This is a genomic window from Actinoallomurus purpureus, assembly GCF_024055795.1.
Taxonomy (GTDB): domain Bacteria; phylum Actinomycetota; class Actinomycetes; order Streptosporangiales; family Streptosporangiaceae; genus Actinoallomurus; species Actinoallomurus purpureus.
The window spans coordinates 277,812-296,835 of sequence record NZ_JAMXMY010000007.1; the positions used below are offsets into that span (position 1 = coordinate 277,812).

At 70.8% G+C, this 19,024-nt stretch carries 21 protein-coding genes; 10 read left to right on the forward strand and 11 right to left on the reverse strand.

From position 1 onward, the window contains the following. Positions 1 to 203: 203 nt before the first annotated feature. Together NE236_RS15965 and NE236_RS15970 are read left to right on the forward strand one after the other, a co-directional pair. Positions 204 to 1,319 carry a hypothetical protein gene (locus NE236_RS15965; RefSeq protein ID WP_252842752.1) on the forward strand — a complete coding sequence of 372 codons (1,116 nt, stop codon included), beginning with the start codon at positions 204 to 206 and terminating at the stop codon, positions 1,317 to 1,319. Positions 1,320 to 1,326: 7 nt separating this feature from the next. Continuing rightward, entirely contained in the window at positions 1,327 to 1,518 is a 192-nt protein-coding gene (locus NE236_RS15970; RefSeq protein WP_252842753.1) for a hypothetical protein, read from the forward strand. Between the two features lie 52 nt (positions 1,519 to 1,570). On the opposite strand, the gene NE236_RS15975 is transcribed toward NE236_RS15970, so the two are convergent. From NE236_RS15975 to NE236_RS15985, 3 genes are all read right to left on the reverse strand, one after another. Next, positions 1,571 to 2,602: an SDR family oxidoreductase gene (locus NE236_RS15975; RefSeq protein WP_252842754.1), complete on the reverse strand. Its 1,032-nt coding sequence runs from the start codon at positions 2,600 to 2,602 to the stop codon at positions 1,571 to 1,573. Positions 2,603 to 2,612: 10 nt separating this feature from the next. Beyond that, positions 2,613 to 2,783: a hypothetical protein gene (locus NE236_RS15980; protein ID WP_252842755.1), complete on the reverse strand. Its 171-nt coding sequence runs from the start codon at positions 2,781 to 2,783 to the stop codon at positions 2,613 to 2,615. A gap of 112 nt (positions 2,784 to 2,895) precedes the next feature. Beyond that, complete coding sequence (locus tag NE236_RS15985) at positions 2,896 to 3,525, reverse strand: peptidyl-tRNA hydrolase (protein ID WP_252842756.1); 630 nt, start codon at positions 3,523 to 3,525, stop codon at positions 2,896 to 2,898. Positions 3,526 to 3,587: 62 nt separating this feature from the next. On the opposite strand from NE236_RS15985, the gene NE236_RS15990 reads away from it, so the two are divergent. Beyond that, entirely contained in the window at positions 3,588 to 4,001 is a 414-nt protein-coding gene (locus tag NE236_RS15990) for an RpiB/LacA/LacB family sugar-phosphate isomerase (protein ID WP_252842757.1), read from the forward strand. Positions 4,002 to 4,025: 24 nt separating this feature from the next. After that, complete coding sequence (locus NE236_RS15995) at positions 4,026 to 4,562, forward strand: NUDIX domain-containing protein (RefSeq protein ID WP_252842758.1); 537 nt, start codon at positions 4,026 to 4,028, stop codon at positions 4,560 to 4,562. A gap of 1 nt (position 4,563) precedes the next feature. On the opposite strand, the gene NE236_RS16000 is transcribed toward NE236_RS15995, so the two are convergent. The 6 genes from NE236_RS16000 to NE236_RS16025 all read right to left on the reverse strand — a co-directional run bounded on the left by NE236_RS16000 (position 4,564) and on the right by NE236_RS16025 (position 11,697). Further along, entirely contained in the window at positions 4,564 to 5,856 is a 1,293-nt protein-coding gene (locus tag NE236_RS16000) for a protein kinase domain-containing protein (protein WP_252842759.1), read from the reverse strand. 40 nt (positions 5,857 to 5,896) lie between these two features. Continuing rightward, complete coding sequence (locus NE236_RS16005; protein ID WP_252842760.1) at positions 5,897 to 6,931, reverse strand: LacI family DNA-binding transcriptional regulator; 1,035 nt, start codon at positions 6,929 to 6,931, stop codon at positions 5,897 to 5,899. Positions 6,932 to 7,019: 88 nt separating this feature from the next. Continuing rightward, a complete protein-coding gene (locus NE236_RS16010) occupies positions 7,020 to 8,447 on the reverse strand; it encodes a GH1 family beta-glucosidase (RefSeq protein WP_252842761.1) in 1,428 nt (475 codons plus the stop codon). Further along, positions 8,444 to 9,319: a carbohydrate ABC transporter permease gene (locus tag NE236_RS16015; protein WP_252842762.1), complete on the reverse strand. Its 876-nt coding sequence runs from the start codon at positions 9,317 to 9,319 to the stop codon at positions 8,444 to 8,446. The genes NE236_RS16010 and NE236_RS16015 overlap by 4 nt, the downstream gene beginning before the upstream one ends. After that, positions 9,316 to 10,281 (reverse strand): carbohydrate ABC transporter permease, encoded by a 966-nt coding sequence (locus NE236_RS16020; RefSeq protein WP_252842763.1) that lies wholly within the window; start codon positions 10,279 to 10,281, stop codon positions 9,316 to 9,318. Before NE236_RS16020 ends, NE236_RS16015 begins: the two co-directional genes overlap by 4 nt. A gap of 90 nt (positions 10,282 to 10,371) precedes the next feature. Then, positions 10,372 to 11,697 (reverse strand): ABC transporter substrate-binding protein, encoded by a 1,326-nt coding sequence (locus tag NE236_RS16025; protein ID WP_252842764.1) that lies wholly within the window; start codon positions 11,695 to 11,697, stop codon positions 10,372 to 10,374. Between the two features lie 231 nt (positions 11,698 to 11,928). On the opposite strand from NE236_RS16025, the gene NE236_RS16030 reads away from it, so the two are divergent. From NE236_RS16030 to NE236_RS16040, 3 genes are all read left to right on the forward strand, one after another. Then, positions 11,929 to 12,345 (forward strand): TIGR03668 family PPOX class F420-dependent oxidoreductase, encoded by a 417-nt coding sequence (locus NE236_RS16030; RefSeq protein WP_252842765.1) that lies wholly within the window; start codon positions 11,929 to 11,931, stop codon positions 12,343 to 12,345. 121 nt (positions 12,346 to 12,466) lie between these two features. After that, positions 12,467 to 13,084 (forward strand): hypothetical protein, encoded by a 618-nt coding sequence (locus tag NE236_RS16035; RefSeq protein ID WP_252842766.1) that lies wholly within the window; start codon positions 12,467 to 12,469, stop codon positions 13,082 to 13,084. Between the two features lie 14 nt (positions 13,085 to 13,098). After that, on the forward strand, positions 13,099 to 14,070 hold the full coding sequence (locus tag NE236_RS16040; protein WP_252842767.1) for a COG1361 family protein: 972 nt from the start codon (positions 13,099 to 13,101) through the stop codon (positions 14,068 to 14,070). A gap of 105 nt (positions 14,071 to 14,175) precedes the next feature. On the opposite strand, the gene NE236_RS16045 is transcribed toward NE236_RS16040, so the two are convergent. Then, positions 14,176 to 15,360 carry a Vgb family protein gene (locus NE236_RS16045; protein ID WP_252842768.1) on the reverse strand — a complete coding sequence of 395 codons (1,185 nt, stop codon included), beginning with the start codon at positions 15,358 to 15,360 and terminating at the stop codon, positions 14,176 to 14,178. 380 nt (positions 15,361 to 15,740) lie between these two features. Further along, entirely contained in the window at positions 15,741 to 16,319 is a 579-nt protein-coding gene (locus NE236_RS16050; RefSeq protein WP_252842769.1) for a hypothetical protein, read from the reverse strand. 349 nt (positions 16,320 to 16,668) lie between these two features. Here NE236_RS16050 and NE236_RS16055 point away from each other — a divergent pair, with 349 nt between their 5' ends. From NE236_RS16055 to NE236_RS16065, 3 genes are all read left to right on the forward strand, one after another. Continuing rightward, positions 16,669 to 16,917: a hypothetical protein gene (locus tag NE236_RS16055; RefSeq protein WP_252842770.1), complete on the forward strand. Its 249-nt coding sequence runs from the start codon at positions 16,669 to 16,671 to the stop codon at positions 16,915 to 16,917. Positions 16,918 to 17,368: 451 nt separating this feature from the next. After that, positions 17,369 to 17,929, forward strand: a complete 561-nt coding sequence (locus NE236_RS16060; RefSeq protein ID WP_252842771.1) for a hypothetical protein — start codon at positions 17,369 to 17,371, stop codon at positions 17,927 to 17,929. Next, positions 17,922 to 18,971, forward strand: a complete 1,050-nt coding sequence (locus NE236_RS16065; protein ID WP_252842772.1) for a peptidase — start codon at positions 17,922 to 17,924, stop codon at positions 18,969 to 18,971. Before NE236_RS16060 ends, NE236_RS16065 begins: the two co-directional genes overlap by 8 nt. The last annotated feature ends 53 nt before the right edge of the window (positions 18,972 to 19,024 follow it).

A 19,024-nucleotide genomic window follows, 5' to 3' on the forward strand; every position in this document is an offset into this window, starting at 1 on the left:
CGCAGCACCGAACACGCATGAACTTCCCCGACGCGCGCCCGAAGGGGGTGAGGAAGGTCCGTTCCGGTGGCACGTTTCCTCTCCCGACCGGCATGCTCGCAGGCAAGACTTTTAACCGGGATGTTCCGCCCTGCGCCAACTCAGCAGGCCGTGCGCACGTCTTAGTCGGCGGTAGTCGGCGGTAGAGGAGAAGAGAGGCGCATATGGAACTCGACGCGGGATCACACTCGCCGGTCCCGGGTGCCGGGTGGCACCGCCTGCACTATCCGGTGGGCGTGTTTCTGATCGTCTTCGGCGCCACGCGGGTGGGTTCGCTGCTCGACTGGTCCGGGCGCCACCGCGACGCCGCCCGGATGCTCGGCGTGGGCGACGGGGCGGTGACCGCCCTGCTGGGCGTGTCGGCCGTCGGCGAGCTGCTGCTCACCCTCGTCGCCGTCCTCGCCGTGAGCCGCCGCCGCGACGTCTGGCTGCTGGTCGCGCTCGCCGGGTGGCTGGCGGAGTTCCTGGTGCTGGCGGTCGTCGCCGGCGTCGCCGGGGACGTCCCCCGGCTCGCCGAGCACGGTCTGTTCCTCGTGGCGTTCGGCGGGCTGCTGGCGGCGACCTACCGCTGGAGCGGGGCCACGCGCGTCTCCGGTCGTCCCGGCGCCCCGGACGCGGTGGTCTCGGCTCCCCCGCAGCCGGCGCTCGCCACCCTGGCCGCGCCGCTCGGCCCCTCCGTCACCACGGCAGAGGCGACGCCCGAACCGCGGGTCGCGCCCGAACAGGCGCCCGTACGTCCGAGCAGCGACACCACCCGCCGGGATCTCAGGGCGCAGGGCCGTGACGCCGACCGCGAGGACGTCGGCGAACCGGCCGGCGACCCCCCGCCCCGGAACGCCGGTCCGTCGCGGAGCGACGTCACCCGTCGAGACGTCGCCGAGCCCACGCGACATGCCGGCCACCGGGACGCCGGAATCAGGGAGAGCGATGTCACCCATCGGGACGTCGGCGCTCCGGACGACGACGCCGCCCGCCGCGACGTTGGCGCCTCGGAAGACTCGGAAGACGACGCCGCCCGCCGCGACATCGACGCTTCGGACGACGACGACGCCCGCCGGGACGGCGCCGAGCCCCCGAGCGACGCGACCCGCCAGGACCTCACCGTCCGCAGGGGCGGATCCGCCGGTAAGAAGTCCGAGGGTGAGGACCCCGCCACGGACGACGCCGGCGCCACGAGGAATGACCTCCCCGTCCGCCCGCGCGGTGCCGAGCCGCCGGCCGCCGCCGATGCCGCCGATGCCGCCGATGCGAGCGAAACGCTGCTCGACCGGGACGGGTGAGGCGGCATTGCTCGGTAAAGCCGGGATCGCGCGCGAGATTCTGGGTTGTTCCTCCCGCTTCGCGGTCACGTTTACCGAGCATTCCGCGCGCCGACCGCACCCGGACACGGGCTGGGCGAGCCGGGCCGCGAACCTGGCGGGGCTGCCGGTCTCTCTCGACGGTCTTCTCGAGGCGCTGTCCGCCGTCCGCACCGCCTGACCGGGTGAAGGACGTGCCGGACCCGCAGGCGGTCGGTGTGGCCGGATCGAGATCAGCGGCGTCCGGTCAGCAGTTCGCGGAGTCGGCCGCCGGGCGGGTGGGCGGTCAGGGGCGGCGTCGGGAGGCCGGCGCCCGCGCGGAGGCCGTCGAGGAACTCCCGGAGCGCGTCGAGCGAGGAGTGCCGGGGAGACCAGCCGAGTTCGCGGCGTGCCCGGCCGATGTCCATGATCGGAAGCCGCAGCACGGCGTCGAACAGCCCCGGTGAGGCCGGTACGAGGTTGAGGTGCCAGCCCGCCCAGATCACGCCGCGCACGAGCGATGCCGGGACACGGACCGGCCGTGCTCCGAGCAGCTCGGCGAGCTCGGCGGTGCCCACGACCGGTTCGGCGGCGACGTTGAAGGCGCCGCGTGCGTCGCCCAACGCCGCGAGGCGGTAGGCCTCGGCGACGTCGGCGGTGTGCAGCGCCTGGAACCGCAGGCCCGGAATGTCCGGGACGATCGGCAGCAGCCCGGCCGGGAGGTTCGGCACCAACGGGCCGCCGAAGATCCGGCGCTGCTCCTGGGCGGACTCCCGCTTGAAGATGAACCCGGGCCGCAGGCGTACGACCCGGCGGTCCGGGTGGGCGTTCTCGAAGGCGTCCAGCACGCGTTCGACGTAGGCCTTCTCCCGGGTGTAGGAGGCACCGGGCCAGCCGTGCGTGGGCCAGGACTCGTCGACGGCGCGGTCCTTCGGGCCCGGGGAGTACGCGCCGACCGACGAGGAGTACACCAGGGCCGGCACGCCCGCCGCAGCCACCGCGTCGAACACGCGCGCGCTCCCGACGACGTTGGTCCGCCAGGTCGCCGCGGAGTCGTGGGTCGGGTGGAACGCCCAGGCGAGGTGGATGACCGCGTCGGCGCCCCGCATCAAGGGGACGAGGTCGGCCGTCGCGACGTCGGCGGCCGCCCATTCGGTCTTCGGAGCCGTCCAGTCGGGCTCACGCCGGGCGAGGCCGAGCACCGAGTCGACGCCGGGGTCCCGTGCGAGGGCCTCGACCACGCTGGTCCCGACGTTCCCGGTCGCTCCGGTCACGACGACGCGCATGTTGATGCGCCTACCCGGACGGGCGTCCCCTAATCACGGTGCCCCCCGGTTCCGCGCTGGTCACGGACGATCTGCTGGGCAGGCCGGTCGCGGCGGCGATCCGGTCGAGGGCACGGTGGAGCGTCGCCACCCCCTCCGGGTCCATCGCGGCCAGGAGCTCCTCATCGTTCTGCCGCGCCACTGCGGCTCGGTGACACGGTGATCGGCGCGGCCCACGGCCAGGTCCCGCAGACGGTCGGTCCCGCCGCCGCCCTGCCGGCGGCCGTGCGGCTGCTCAGTCGGCCGCGTGACCGCTACGAGATGAGCCGGGCGACGGCGGTCATCGTGCCGGGGGCCACCTCGGTGAAGCCGCCGTCCCGTACGGTCACGTCGGCCTCGGCCACGCTGCGGGCCCAGTCGTCGGCCTCAAGCACACGGACCCGCAGGCCCGGCCACTCACCGCGGGCGCGCAGCAGCAACTGGGCCGCGTGCCCGCACTGTGCGGCGGCCTTGCCGGTGGTCATCCCGACGCCGGGGTTCAACGTGACCAGGGCGTACGGCGGCTCGGGCGGGGGTTTCGGCTCGTCGTCACGCGCCAGGTCGGTGCCGCCGACCTGAAGCCTGGAGATCTCCGGCGGCACCTCCGTGACCGGTCCGGGCACGAAGGCCCGCGCCGGCGCGCCATCGTGGTCGACCAGCACGCCGGGCAGGGCGGCGAGGGCGTCCCAGCGCGCGCCTCGGGCCCGGCGCGCCACCTTGCGGATGTGCCGTGCCTCCCAGGCCGCCACCGCGTCGTGCCACTCCCCATCGGGTGCCGAACGCGGGTCGGTGAGCAGGCCGACGACGGCCATCGCCGCGGCCTCACAGATCGCCAGATGGGTCGGCGGCGAAGCCTTCTCGATGCGCAGGGCCAGTTGCATCGCCCAGGTGGGCTCCTCGGTCACGCCCCAATGTCTACCAGCCGTCGGCCTCGCGCGACGCCATGGCGGCGTGGCAGGGTGGCCGTATGAAGGTGGTCTTCGGCGCCGACGACGAGAACGAATGCACCCGCGCCGTCATCGAGCACCTCCGCAAGGTGGCCGACCTGCGGGTGATCGACGATCTCGACAGGTGGCCCGACTTCTCGCGGGAGGCGGGCCGCGCGGTGGCGAGCGGCGAGGCCGACTACGGCGTGCTGATGTGCTGGACCGGCACCGGCACGTCCATCGCGGCGAACAAGGTCCCCGGCGTACGCGCCGCGCTCGCCTGGGAGCCGTGGATCGCCCGGAACGCCCGGCTCTGGAACGACGCGAACGTCCTGGCGCTCAGCCTGAAGCGCCTGGCCCCCGACGTCGCCGTCGAGTGCGTCACGGCCTTCCTCGAGACCGAGCGCGAGGACCCCGAGGAGACCCCGAACATCGACCTGATCCGCGATCTCTGAGCGTCCCCGTGAGACGCTGACGGCATGATCCAGATCTCCAGTCGCGTGGTGTACCGCAACCGGTGGATGACGGTTCGGGAGGACGACATCCGGCATCCGGACGGCTCCCCCGGCATCTACGGCGTGGTGGACAAGCCCACGGCGGCGTTGATCATTCCGATGGAGAATGACGGGTTCCACCTCGTCGAGCAGTACCGCTACACGCTCTCCCGCCGGTCGCTGGAGTTCCCGCAGGGCACCTGGCCCGATGACCGGGAGACGAGCACCGAGGAGCTGGCCCGCGCGGAGCTGGTCCAGGAGACGGGCCTGCGCGCGGCGGCGATCGAGCGGATCGGCTCGTTCGCGATCGGCCCAGGATTCACCAGCCAGCGCTGCGACGTCTTCCTCGCGACCGGCCTGACGCCGGGTGAGGCGGCCGACCGCGACCCCGAGGAGCAGGAGATGACGCAGCGCTGGGTCCCCCGGCCGGATCTGGAGCGGTTGATCCGCGACGGCGAGATCGTCGACGGCTGCACGATGGCCGCCTACACCCTGCTCGGACTCGGCGGATCCGCCCGGTAGATCAGACGGCGGGCAGCTCGGAGAGGAGCGTGTCGGCACGGCCCCTGGTCAGGCCGCCCTCTCTGCGCCGGGTGAAGATCTTCTGGCGGAGGTCCGCCACCCGCTGCCGCAGGTCGACGTGCTGTCCGGCGGCCACTTCGTTCGTCAGGGTGGTGATGAGGTTGTCGAGGTCCACGGCCACGTCGGCGCGGACCTCCCGGACGGCCATGCCCTCGTCCACCGTCCGCCGCATCCGGGTCAGCGCGTCGATCACGTCGGCGGGGTTCGGCGTGGTGCGGGCCCGGGCCGGCCGGGTGGTGGGCGGCGGGGACGCCGGGCTGGACATGCGAGACTCCGTCGACGGCCCAGCGGACCTGCTCTCCGGCGTCGCGACGGGTGTGACGGGCGTGGCGGGTCCCGGGACACCGGACTGGGCCGAGGACGCCACCGGACCGGACGGGGAGCTCATCGCCGCCCTGGGACCGACGTCGCCGGAGCTCAGCACCACGGCGATCACCGCCGTCGTAACCGCGGCGGCGGCACCGGCGGCCACCGGCACCCGGCGCCGCCGGACGGCCGGCGCGGTGAGCACCCGCGTGATCGGATGCGAGGCCCTTCTCGGCGTGACGGCTTCGGGATCGACGGCGGGCTCGTCGCCCACGCCGAGCTCCCGGGCGACCTCGGCCGCACCGGGCCGGTCCGGCGCCGCGTGGGCGACACAGCGCGCCTGGAGACCGCCCAGGGTCTCCCCCGGCTGCGGGCGACGGCCCTTCACCGCCTCGAACCACACGACGCCGAGGGAGTACACGTCGGCGGACGGCGACAGGTCGTGCTCAGGCGGGAGGTAGTCGGGCGTTCCCATCCGCGCGTCACCGGCGATGCCGAAGTCGAGGACCTTCACCCCCGCCGACGTCACGAAGACGTTGTTGGGCTTGATGTCCCGGTGGACGATCCGCGCCCCGTGCGCGGCGGCCAGCGCCGAGGCGATCTGGCCGATCACCCGCTCGGCGTCGGGCACGGGGTACACGTCGGCGAGCGTCGAGCCGGTCAGCAGCTCCATGACGATGTACGGCGTGCCGTCGGACTCGCCGTAGTCGTGCACGGTGACGATGTGCGGGTGGGAGAGCGCGGCGGCGGCGCGGGCCTCGTCCCGGAACCGCGCCCGGAACTCCGGGTCGCGCGCCAGGTGCGGGTCGATGAGCTTGACCGCGACCTGCCGGACCAGCACCTCGTCACGGGCCAGCCACACGGATGCCATGCCACCACGGCCGATCCGCTCGTGGAGGCGGTACCGGCCGGCCAGAAGCGACTGCATCGGCACAGTCTTCCCCAAGTTTCGCGTTTCGCACGGGCTTTCAGCGCGCTCCGGACTTCGCGCCGCCGAGGGAGGACGCCCGGGCCACCAGATGCGTGTCGAGGATGACGACGGGGCGCTCGAGCTCCTCGCCGCGGATGCGGGCGAGGAGCAGCCGCGCCATCTCCCGGCCCATCGCCTCCAGCGGCTGGTGCACCGAGGTCAGGGGCGGGTCGGTGTGCCTCGCCGTCGAGGAGTCATCGAACCCCACGACCGCGATCTCCCTGGGGATGTGGATTCCGCGTTCCTTGAGCGTCCGCATGGCGCCGACCGCCATCGGGTCGGACGCCGCGAACACGGCGTCCAGCTCCGGGTCGAGGGCGAGCAGCTCGCGCATCCCACTCTCGCCGGACTCCTCGCTGAAGTCCCCGTACGCGACTCGGCCGGTGAGCCCGGCCGCGGTCAGGGCGTCGTGGTACCCGTCGAGACGGTCGACGCCCACCTGCATGTCCTGCGGGCCGGTGATGATGCCGATCCGGCGGCGTCCCAGGCCGACGAGGTGCTCGACGGCCTGGCGGGCACCGCCTCGGTTGTCGGCGTCCACGCAGCTCACCGGCAGGACCCCGGCGGGCCGGCCGCCGAGCACGGTCGGCACGCCGTTCTCCTCCAGGTGGTGGGGCAGCGGGTCGTCACCGTGCAGCGAGATCAGCAGGACCCCGTCGACGTGCTGGCCGGTGAGGTAGCGCTCGAACCGCGCGTGCTCGTCCTCCGACTGGGCGATCACCAGGAGCAGTTGCAGCCCGGTGTCCGCGAGGCCGGCGCTGATCCCCCGGATGATCCCGGCGAAGTACGGCTCGCCGAAGACGCGTTCCTCCGATTCCGACACGAACAGCGCGACCGTGTCCGTACGGCGCGTGACCAGGGCGCGCGCCGCGCGGTTCGGGACGTACCCGAGCTCGTCGATGGCCCGCAGCACGGCCTCGCGCGCCTCCGCGCTGACCTTCGGCGAACCGTTGATCACCCGGGAGACGGTGCCGCGGCCGACGCCGGCCCGCGCCGCGACGGCCTCGAGGGTCGGTCGCCGCCCGCCCGTCACGTGGTCTCCGGCCGCAGCGGGAGGAACAGCCTCTCGTCCGGCGGAAGTGCCCGTGACGGCGGGCGACGCGATGGTCGGTCGAGAGTGTTCACGGGCTCATTCTGCCGAGCCCGCCCTGCTCGATGACCGAGGAGTACCACTGTGCGCTGGTCTTGGGGATCCGCGCCTGGGTCAGGAAGTCGACGTAGACGAGCCCGAACCGCTTGGCGTACCCCCACCCCCACTCGAAGTTGTCCATCAGCGACCAGGCGAAATAGCCGCGCAGGGGGACGCCCGCGCTGATCGCCGTGTGGCAGGCGCGCAGGTGGGCGTCGATGTAGGCGACGCGGTCGGGGTCGCTGACGTGGGACCCCTCGCCGTTCTCGCCGTCCGCGAGGACGTCGTCGAACGCCGCACCGTTCTCGGTGACGTAGAGCGGCACGGACGGGTACTCCTCCGCCACGCGGGTGAGGACCTCCGCGAGCCCGGACTCGTCGATCTCCCAGCCCATCGCGGTGACCGGGCGGCCCACCTGGACGAAGCCGACGTGCTCGCTGCCCGGCCACGGCGACGCCTGAGCGAACGGCGACGTGATCGCGGGCGCCGCGCCCTCCTGACCGGTGACGAAGAACCGGTTGTAGTAGTTGATGCCGAGCTGGTCGACCGACCCGCCGATGAGGTCCAGGTCGCCGTCCCGTACGCCCAGGTCGAACCGGTCGAGGTCGGCGAGGACGTCCTCGGGGTACCGGCCGCGCAGCAGGGCGTCGAGGAAGAAGCGGTTCTGCAGCCCGTCGATGCGCCGGGCGGCGTCGACGTCCTCGGGGGCCTCGCTCGCCGGCGACACGGCGTACAGGTTGACCGAGGCGCCGACGTTGACGCCCTCCCCGCGCAGCGCCCGCGCCGCCAGGCCGTGGGCGAGCAGCAGGTGGTGGGCGGCGCGCACGGACTCCTCGGGATCGCGGCGGCCCGGCGCGTGATCGCCGGACGCGTACCCGAGGAAGGCGGCGCACCAGGGCTCGTTGATCGTCGTCCAGTTGACGACCCGGTCGCCGATGGCGTCGGACACCAGCTGGGCGTACTCGGCGAAGCGGTACGCCGTGTCGCGCACCGGCCAGCCTCCGGCGTCCTCCAGGGCCTGCGGCAGGTCCCAGTGGTACAGGGTCGGCCAGGGCCGAACACCCGCCTCCAGGAGGGTGTCGACGAGCCGCCGGTAGAAGTCCAGGCCCTCGGGGTTGACCGGCCCGCTGCCGTCCGGGCGTACGCGCGACCAGGAGATCGAGAACCGGTACGCGGTCAGGCCGAGGGAGGCCATCAGCGCGACGTCCTCGCGGAACCGGTGGTAGTGGTCGGTGGCGACGTCGCCGGTGTCGCCGCCGAGCACCCTGCCGGGCGTGTGGGCGAAGGTGTCCCAGATCGACGGGCCGCGCCCGTCCTCGGTGACGGCGCCCTCGATCTGGTACGCCGCGGTCGCCGCGCCCCAGACGAAGTCGGTGGGGAACCTGATCTCGGTCTCCGCCCGTGATTTCTGGATCGTCATGCCTTGACGGCCCCTTCCATGATTCCGCCGATGATCTGGCGGCCGAACACGACGAAGACGACGAACAGGGGGATGGTCGCCACGAGGGTGCCGGCGAACATCAGCGTGTAGTCGTTGAAGTACGCGTTGTTCAGCAGCGCCAGGGAGTACTGCACGGTCGGGTTGTCCGGGTTCAGTACGGCCCGCGGCCAGATGAACTCGTTCCAGGTCGACATGAAGGTGAACAGCGCCAGCACGGAGGCGGCGGGGCGCAGCGCGGGCAGCACCACGCTCCAGAAGATCCGGAACGTCGACGCGCCGTCGACGCGGGCCGCCTCGATCAGCTCGTCGGGGATGGCCTGCGAGGCGTACTGCCGCATCATGAACACGCCGAAGCCGGTGACGAGGAAAGGGACGATCACCGCTTGGAGCCTGCCGGTCCAGTGCAGGTGCACCATCACCATGTACAGCGGGATGATGCCCATCTGCACCGGGACCATCATGGTGGCGACGATGACCACGAGCAGCGCGTTGCGGCCGCGGAAGCGCAGCTTGGCGAAGGCGAAGCCGGCCAGCGAGGCGAAGAACACCGTGGAGGCGGCGACGACGGCCGAGGCGATCGCGGAGTTCACCAGGGCCTTGGCGAAGTGCGCCTGTTCGTTGTCGAACAGCCGGCGCAGGTTGTCGCCGAGGTGCTGACCGGCGATGAACGGCGGCGGCACCGCGCCGACGACGGCGTTGGTCCGCGTCGCCACGACGAACATCCAGTACAGCGGGAACGCCGACAGGACGATCCCGAAGATCAGCACGATGTACGTCAGCGGGCTGGCCTCCCACAGCCGCGCGGAGCCGGCGACGGCCTTCCGGGAGCGCCGCAGAACGGTCTCCTTCATTTCTCGCCACCTCCGGCGAAACGGCGGATCAGCAGGAAATTGACGAGGGAGAACACGAGGATCATCAGGAAGAGCATCCAGGCGACCGCGGAGCCGTAGCCGTACTGGAAGCGGTTGAAGGCGTTCTCGAACATGTACATCGCCACGGTCTGCGACTGCCGCAGCGAGCCGCCGTTCATGTACCCGAAGTTGAACAGCAGCGGCTCGGTGAACAGTTGCAGGCCCCCGATGGTGGAGATGATCGACACGAACACGATCGTGGGGCGCAGCAGGGGCACGGTGATCCGCCAGAACTGCTGCCGCCGTGCCGCGCCGTCGATGGCCGCCGCCTCGTACAGGTCGCGCGGGATCGCCTGCATGCCGGCCAGGAAAATGAGGGCGTTGTAGCCGGTCCAGCGCCAGTCGACCATGGTGGAGACGGCCACCCAGGCGGCCCACCGGTTCGCCTGCCAGTCGATCTTGTGCACGCCGAGGAAGTGCAGGAGCCAGTTGGCCATGCCGTAGTCGCGGCCGTAGATCTGGGTGAACACGATCGCGACCGCCGCGACCGACGTGACGAGCGGGAGCAGCACGCCCATCCGGAACAGCGTCTGGAACCGCAGCCGCCGGTTCAGCGCGTTGGCCAGCAGGAGCGCGAGCAGCAGCTGCGGCACGGTCGCGATGACGAACATGCCGAAGGTGTTGACGACGGCGTTCCAGAACTGGTCGTCGGTCAGCAGCCGCGAGTAGTTGCGCAGGCCCACGAACTGGTGGTCACCGATGATCTCCCAGCGGTGCAGGGAGACCCAGAAGGTGTAGCCGAGCGGGAACAGCCCGAACAGCAGAAAGAGCAGGTAGAACGGGGAGATGTACAGGTAGGGCGAGACCTTCAGGTCCAGCCGGGACAGCCGGGCGCGCCAGCCGCGCCGCCCGGGTGGTGCGGCGCGCGGTGCGGCCGGGGCGGGCCGCAGGTCGACAGCCATGTCCGAGGTCCTTTCGCGGAGACGGGCGAGCAGGGGAGACGGGCGACGCCGGCCGACGTTCCTGGGGAAGGCCGGCGCCGCCCGCCGGTCTCAGCTGCCCGAAGCCTTCTTCGCGTCGGAGACGGCCTTGCTCCAGCCGGAGCCGGGCGAGAGCTTGCCCTGGGCGATCGCGCGCAGGTCCGCCTCGACGGCCTGCCTGACCTCCTGGTTGTCCGCGCCGAGGTACACCGGCTTGAGGTTGATCGCGGCCGGAGCGTAGATCTGGCCGACGGGCGCGTTGTTGAAGTACGGGTTGGCGAACGCCTTGACCGCCGGGTCGTTCAGCGCCTGCGGTGAGGACGGCAGGTTGTTGGCCGCCTTGAACGCGGCGACCTGCCCCTGCGCGCTGGTCAGGAACTGCACCAGCTCGGCGGCCTCCTTCGGGTGTTTGCTCTGCGTGGGCACCGCCAGCCAGGAGCCGCCCCAGCTGCCGCCGCCGCCCGGCACACCGGCGACGTCCCACTTGCCCTGCTGCTCGTCACCGCCGAACTGCTTGATGAGGCCGAGCATCCACGCCGGGCAGGGCGCGGTGGCGAACGCGTCCTTCTTCAGCGCCTGGCTCCACGGGTCGGACAGGAACTGCACGCCGTTGGCGAGTCCGGCCTGGGACATCTTCACGGTCTCGTCGAACGCCGTCTTGACGGCCGGGTTCGACTCCATGACGAACTTGTTGCCCTGGTCGAAGTACGTCTGGTTGGAGCCCTTGCCGGCCTCCTGCATGAGGATCGTGTTGTAGTACGTCTCGGGGCTGTCGATGAACTTGGTCTTGCCCCCGACCTTCGACGTGAACTGCTGACCCACCTTGATGAAGTCGTCCCAGGTGGGCCACAGCTTGGTGACCGCGTCGCGGTCCGAGGCGAGGCCGGCCTTCTTGAACAGGTCCTTGCGGTAGCACAGCGCCATGCTGCCGACGTCCGTGCCGAGGCCGATCAGCTTGGAACCGTCCGGGCTCATGCCGCCCTGCCACTTCCACGGCAGGAAGTTGTTCTGCAGCGACGCCGCGCCGTACTGCTTGAGGTCGGCGAACTTGTCGGGCTGGGCCTTGAACTTGACCATGATGCCCTCTTCGATCGCCACCACGTCGCCGGCACCGGCGCCGGCCGCGATCCACTGCTGGAGCCGCGGCAGGTAGTCGTCGAGCTTCGGGACGTTGCGTTCGGTCACCTTGATGTTCGGGTGCTGGGCCATGAACTGCTTGTAAAGGTCCTGGTAGCCGAAGGTGCCGAAGTCGTCGACCGTCAGGGTGATCTTCTCGTTCGAGCTGTTCGAATCGCTCGTCTTGCCGTCGTCCCCCGAGCACGCCGTCGCCGCCGCGAGCGCGGCGGACAGCACGATCGCCAGGGCACCAATTCGCCCGCGATGCATGTTGACCCTCATGACGGACCCCTCTCAGGTCGTCTCCATAGGCGGGGTTTTGCCGGAACCCTTGGTGAGCCCGGTTTGCGGTGGGAGCGCTCCCACGAGGGAATCCGGGAGGCGCAGGGGGTGTCAATAGCCCGCAACACATTCGTTACGCGGCCGTCACGCCGCCTTCTCCCACGACGACACGGTCCGCCCGTCGCGGGCCGCCTGACGCCTCGCGGCCCGCACCCGTGACAACCTCGGAGGATGAGGCTTCCGGAGCAGATCACGCGCGCCCGCTTCGCGTCCGCGCGCGCCGTGCGCCTGGCGACCGTGGACGAGACCGGGCGTCCACATCTGGTCGTCGTGACGTTCGCGGTCGACGGCGACCGGATCTACTCGGCCGTCGACGCCAAGCCGAAGCGCACCCGGGATCTCAAGCGGCTGCGCAACATCCAGGCCGACCCTCGCGTCGCCGTGCTGGCCGACCACTACGAGGACGAGTGGTCCCGCCTGTGGTGGGTCCGCGCCGACGCCACCGCCGAGATCATCGAGGATCCGGAGGCGATGGCGGCGCCGATCGGCCTGCTCCGCGAGCGCTACCGCCAGTACCGCGCCCATCCCCCCGACGGCCCCGTCATCGCCATGACCGTCCACCGCTGGTCCGGCTGGTCCGCCTCCTGATCGCCGCAATGCGGCGGAAATCGCGTTAAACGCCGGAATTCCAACTCCGTTCCCGGAATTTGCGGCCCCCATAATCGGCCTTTACTCCGGTCGATTAGTCAATTATTTAAAGTGATCTCCCGTGGGCCGCAGCGGCGACATCGAGCGAAAGCATCGCATCACCGCGACCGAAACGCATTCCATGCCGCACATAGGAGGACACATGCATCGCATTGGATACGCAACAGGTGGCGCGATCGCTCTGGCGATCGCCGCCCTGCCGCAAGCGGCGAACGCGGCGGACACGACCGTGACCTTCGGCGTGACCGCCGGAACACTCACGATCTCGGCACCGACGGCCGTCTCCCTGGGCAACGGCGCGCCCGGCGGAACCATCACCGGGAGCTTCAGCGGAGGTGGCGTCACCGGTGTCACCGTCACCGACGCACGCGGCCTCAATCCCGCACCGTGGACGGCCACGGTGTCCTCCACGGATTTCTCCCCCACCGCCGGTACGGGCGCAATTCCCGCCGCGGATGTGAATTACACCCCGAACACGGCCACGTTTACCGGTGACGGGACGTTCACCGCGGGAACGGCGGGTCCGCTGAGCTCGGGTGGTTTCACCGCCTACAGCCACACCGGCGGAACCGGGGGCAACACCGCCAACTGGATTCCCACCCTGCTGGTCAACGTGCCCGTCACCGCCCACGTCACCACCTACACCGGAATCGTGACCCACTCGGTGGTCGCGAGTTGATCCGACTTGCCGCCGTGACGCTGCTGACCGCGCTGTCCCAGAGCACGGTCAGCATGGCGCCCCAGGCAGGCGCGGTCGCGGGCGGGAAGGGCACCGGCGGCTTCGGCATCCGGCTGGCCGAGGCGCCCGTGGCCCGGCGCCACGACCCGCGCGCGCGTACCGGCATCGTCGACCATCTCGCCCCCGGCACCACCATCAAGCGACGGGTGGAGCTCTCCAGCACCTTCCGGAAGGCACTGCACGTCCAGTTGTACGCCGCAGCCGCCACGATCGCGCACCACCGGTTCACGATCACCCCCGATCGCACCCCGAACGAGCTGACGACCTGGACCTCGCTCGACCAGCCCGCGGTCACCTTGTCGGCGTTCGGCAAGAAGACCGCGCGTGTCACGATCCGGGTACCGGCGACGGCATCACAGGGCGAGCGGTACGGCGTGATCTGGGCGCAGGTCACGGCCCGGCCCGATGCCAAGCACAACGTCGGGGTCACCAACCGGGTGGGGATCCCCATCTACCTCGACATCGGCCCGGGCGGCGAGCCGCCGTCGGACCTGCGGATCGAGAAGCTGACCCCGGCCCGCGCCGAGGACGGCCGGCCGCGACTCGTCGCCCAGGTCCACAACACCGGGGGCCGTGCGCTCGACGTGAGCGGGACGCTCTGGCTGTCCGACGGCCCCGGCGGCCTGAGGGCCGGCCCGTACGCCGCCACGCTCGGCGTCACGCTGCCTCCCGGAGACACCGCACCGGTGATGGTGGTGCTGGACAGGCGGATGCCGAACGGCCCGTGGAAGGCACGGCTGACGCTCCGGAGCGGCATGGTCAGCCGGACGGTATCGGCCACCGTCTCGTTCCCGGATAAGGGCACCGGCACGGCGATCGCCCTGACCTCGAACTCCGCGTACACGGTCCCGGCGCTGGCCGGCCTCGTCATCGTGGTGGGCGGCGTGCCGCTGTTCCTGCTTCGCCGGCGGTCAAGGACGAGGTGACGCCACCTGCTCTCCGGCAGGGCGGGCCACGGTCGGGCCGGACGTGAGCGCCAGGCCGGCCGGCAGCCGCCGGAATCGCGCGAGCGGCTGCCGGCCGGCCCGTGTTCACAGGACCGCTTTGGCGATCTTGTCGACGTAGTCCTCGGTGAACCAGAGGTTGCTGTCGGGTCCGACCGTGATGTCGAGCGGTCCGGAGACGCTGGTCGGGACCGCGTACTCGCTGATCGTCCCCGAGGTGCTGACGCTGGCGAGGTTGTTCGCGGACTGCTCGACGAACCACAGGTTGTCGTCCGGGCCGGCGGTGATGCCCCACGGGAAGCTGTTCGGATCGCTCAGCGAGTACTCGGTGAACGATCCGCCGGTGGTGACGGAACTGACCTTTCCGTTGCCGTCGGTGTACCACAGGTTCCCGTCCGAACCAGTGGTGATCCCGATCGGCATCGCGCCGCTGCTCGGGATGGTGTATTCGGTGACCGACCCGGACGTGGTGATCTGGCCGATCGCGCCGACCTGGGCCTCGGTGAACCACAAGGCGCCGTTCGGGCCCGAGGTGATGCGCAACGGGTAGGCGCCGCTGGTCGGCAGGGAGTACTCGGTGAGGGTCCCGGAGGTCGTCAGCTTCGCGATCTTGTTGCCCTCGAGCTCGGTGAACCACAGGTTGTCGTCCGGCCCGGCGGTGATGCCCCAGGGGTAGGCGCCGCTGGTCGGCACGGAGTACTCGGTGATCGTCCCGGAGGTCGTTATCTTCCCGATCTGGTTGGCGTTGGACTCGGTGAACCAGAGGGCGCCGTCCGAGCCGACGGTGATGTGGGTCGGCCCGGCATCGGCGGTGGGCAGTGAGTACTCGGTGAACAGACCGCCGGTGGTGAGCTTCCCGATCTTGTTCGCGTAGTTCTCGGTGAACCACAGGTTGCCGTCCGGGCCGCTGATGATGCCGACGGGCGTCGCCGGGCTGGTCGGTATGGATATCTCACTGATCGTTGGCGTCTTTCGAGCCTGGAGTGCCTTTGGGGGCTGGAAGGCCTTTGGAGGCTGGAAGGTCTTTTGAGTCTGCAGCGCCCTTAGAGCCTGCGCCGGCGCGCCGACGGCGACTCGCTGCGTGGGTGGGTAGTGACACCGGATGTTCCGGTGCTGGGGCATGCGCTTGAGCTTGAGGCACAGCTTCACGTACGGGGGCAGGACCCGCTGGCCCGGCGGAGTAGCGGACGCCGCAGGCATGAGTGCGGCTATCGCCAGCACCAGCGCCATGGCCGCGAACAGGTATCTGAATGGTCGAATGCGGTAACGCATGACATCCCTTCCACCGAAGAGTTCGGAATAACGCGGATAGGCCGCCGGGATTCGATTGAACGATGTGAAGGGCCGCGACGTTGGACCGCCGCGAATCGACTCGGCATCAGATGTACGCCCTGACGGCCCCGGCCCGAACAGCACTGCGAGTCCCGCCCGGCCCGACGATCCAGATATCTCCCAATTCCGCCATGGCCTACATTCACGCCCGGTCATGAGTCGGTCAATTCAGCGGACCAGATCGACACAGAGCAGGAGGGTTTCCGCAGAAGAATTCCGCGTCGCCACACGCCACGAACCGTGGTGCCGAAAATGGACTTTCGACCGGTAATGTCGCCAGGCGATCTCACCGGGTATTCGCCGGATCCCGGCGCGGGCCGTCAGGCGACCGAATGGGAGACCACGGCAGTGTAGGTGCCCGCGACGGCCGACGCCGGGACGGTGACGACGAGCGTCGGCGCCCAGCTCATGGTGCTGGTGCCCAGCGCCTTGAACGCCGAGAACGCGGTCACCGTCGTGGACAGCGGCACTCGCTGTGCCGCAGTGGTCTGGCCCGGGGTACGGAAGCTACCTCCGACCGAAGCGGTGGCCGGACCGGACCAGTACGCGATGTTGCCGTTCGTGATGGTCTCGGCCGTCGTGCCGCCACCGGTCGTGAGGTTCGTGGCCGACACGGTCGCCGTCCAGCCGACCGTCCCGAGCCGGCTGTCGGTCACGGTCACCGTGCCCATGGAGGCGCTGATCGTGCCGCCGGGAAGGGCGCTGCCCAGACTCGCCGTGCCGGGTACGGTGATCGTCAACGTGTTCGCGAGTGCCGCGGTCATCGACCGTCGCACCACGCGGGAGCCGTCGGCCGCGCAGGAACGGTCGGGTCGCGCCCCGGCCCGGCCGCCTGGGATGAGGCGGGCCTCACCCGGGGACAGGGCGAACCGTCCGGCCTTCCGGAGATCAGCTGGCACCGGGCGGCGCCGCCGGGCGGGCAACGCCGGCCGACGGGCCGGAACCCGAACCGGCCGGTGTGCGACGGACGTTCGATCACGACGGTCCGGTTCCGCCGCTCGCGCGCCCCGGGCGGGCCGGCGGTGGAGCCTGGATGTCGCCGGTGGGATGGCGGACCGCCGGCGCCGTCCGGTATCTGAGGCGTGCCAGCGGGCCGGCGTGCCGTCGATCCGGCGCCGGACCTCTCGCGCACCAGCGGCCGAAGGACCGGGCCCGGCGCGTTCGCCCGGCCCGGGCAGGAGGAGATCGGATGCTGACCGACCGCCCGAGCGGCCCGGCACCGCCGGGCCGCCGGAGCCGGCCCGTGGCGTGGCCTCCGGCAGGTCGCTGGAAGGCGCCGGGTCGGGCGAGTCGCTCGCCGCGGGTTCCCGTGGTGTGACCGCCGGGTTCGCGGACGGCGACGACGTGCCGGTCCCGTCGGCGGCGGACGTCGGCGAGCCGGCGGCGGACCGAGCCGGCGTCACCGCCCCGCTCGTCCCCCCGGTCCGCGGCGACGCGGGCGTCGTCGGGGGACACCAGGCCGTCGCCGCCGGCGACCGCCAGGGCTGGAGCGTATGAGGGTGGTCTGGTCCCCGCACCGGGGAGGCGGCGGCCGGAGCGCCCGTGCCGAGAACCAGCGCGATCGAAACGATCAGCGATGGACCGCGTCCGTGGCTCTTCCTCATCCCGGTCCCCGAAAGTTCGCATCAGCGCCGCATACATGCATCCGCCCGGCGGTGCACGAAGAAAATCAATGGCAGCTTAGCCCCCCAGACCGAACCGTGTTCTCCGATCGCTCCCGTGGACGGCAAATGCCGTTCAAAGAAGCAGTCGAACCTCGCATCAACCGCAGTTATCGGGCGACCGTTCCAAGCCGCAGCCGACGACATACCACCCGCACCATCCGGAAGCCGATCAAATAATTACCTGACACTTACTCGGATGGTTTTCAAATTTCGACCACCGAGCAGGGTACGCTCGCGCAAGCGCCCGACCCCAGGCGGATTGTTTCGGCGGAGGAGATCGACAGTTGCCCAGAAACCGCCTCGGCATTCCGTCGGCGAGCGCCGCCGTGGTGGTCGCCATGCTCGTCGCCCTGCCCTCTCACGCCGGCACCTGCACGTCGCCGACCGCGTGCCCCACCACGACGACCGCCGTGGTGACGGCGCCGGGCGGGCTGACCATCAGCGTGCCCGCTAGCCCGGTCAGCCTCGGGAGTGGCGCGCCGGGCACCCAGATCAGCAAACATCTCGGCTCTACCACGGTCACGGATCAGCGTGCCGTGCTCACCGCCACGTGGACGGCGAGCGCGTCGGCCACGAACTTCACCACCGGCGGCAACACCATCTCCAACAGCGCCGTCCTGTACTGGTCCGGCACCGCCACCGCCACCACCGGAACCGGAACCTTCGTTCCCGGGCAGGCCAACGCGGCGGCCGCGCAGTCGCTGAATGTGTCCCGGACCGCGTTCAGCAAGACGATCGGATCCGGTGACAACTCCGCCACCTGGAACCCCACCATCGTGGTCAACATCCCCGCCCTGGCGGGTTCGGGGACCTACACCGGTACGGTGAGCCAGTCCGTTGTCTGAAGCCCGGCGGCCCGCCTCGGCGACACTTCTCGTGCTCGCCCTTCACCTGTTCGGTGCCACACCGGCGACCGCGCATGCCGACGGGAGGCACGCGCGTCCTGGGGACGAGGGTGCCATCGGCATCAGCCTCGTCGGGACTCCGTCAGATCGGACGGACGATCCACGCGCGCGCGTCTTCATCGACGACCACGTCGATCCCGGCACCACGCTCACCCGGCGCCTGCGGGTCGACAGCACCTCGCGAACGCCCCAGCATGTGACGCTCTACGCCGGCGCCGCCGGAATCAGCGGCCACCGCTTCACCTTCGCACCGGGCGCCACCGGTAACGAGCTGACCTCATGGATCACGCTCGACCGTTCCCGGCTCGCCCTGAAGGCGCACGCCGGCGAATCGGTCGAGGCCACCATCGCCGTACCGCCATGGGCGACGAAAGGCGAGCGGTACGCCGTCATCTGGGCACAGGTGTCCTCCGTCGCGCGGAGCCGTAAGGCGAACATCGCCCTGGTCAACCGGGTCGGGATACGCACGTATCTCGACGTCGGCCCGGGCGGCGAACCGCCGTCGGACTTCACGATCGGCGAGGTACGGCCGCAGCGAACCAGGGGCGGACAACGGACGGTCGTGGCGACCGTCTCCAACACCGGCCGGCGCGCCATCGACCTCGGTGGGCGGTTGTTCCTGTCCGCCGGCCCCGGTTCCCTGCGCACCGGCCCCCTCCCGGTCATCCGCGGCACGACACTGGCGCCCGGCGATCAGGGACAGATCACCGTGCCCCTGGGCCCGGACCTGCCGGAGGGCCCGTGGACGTTCCGCCTCACCCTGCGAAGCGGCCGGATCGAGCACACGGCGACCGGCGCTCTCACCTTCTCGAAGAAAGCCAGCGCGTCAGGCGTATTGCCGTCATTCGTCACCTGCCTCCTGAGACCGGCCGGCACGCTCGCCGGATTCCTGACCGCCGCGCTGATCCTTCTTCTCGTCCGCCTGCGCCGTTTCCGCGCCGGTACACAAGTCCCCGGCCACCGGCCGTCTCGGACCAGGTGATCAACGGTGGTCACCCCGCATGCCGTTTCTCACGGAAGTGACGAATGCGCTCA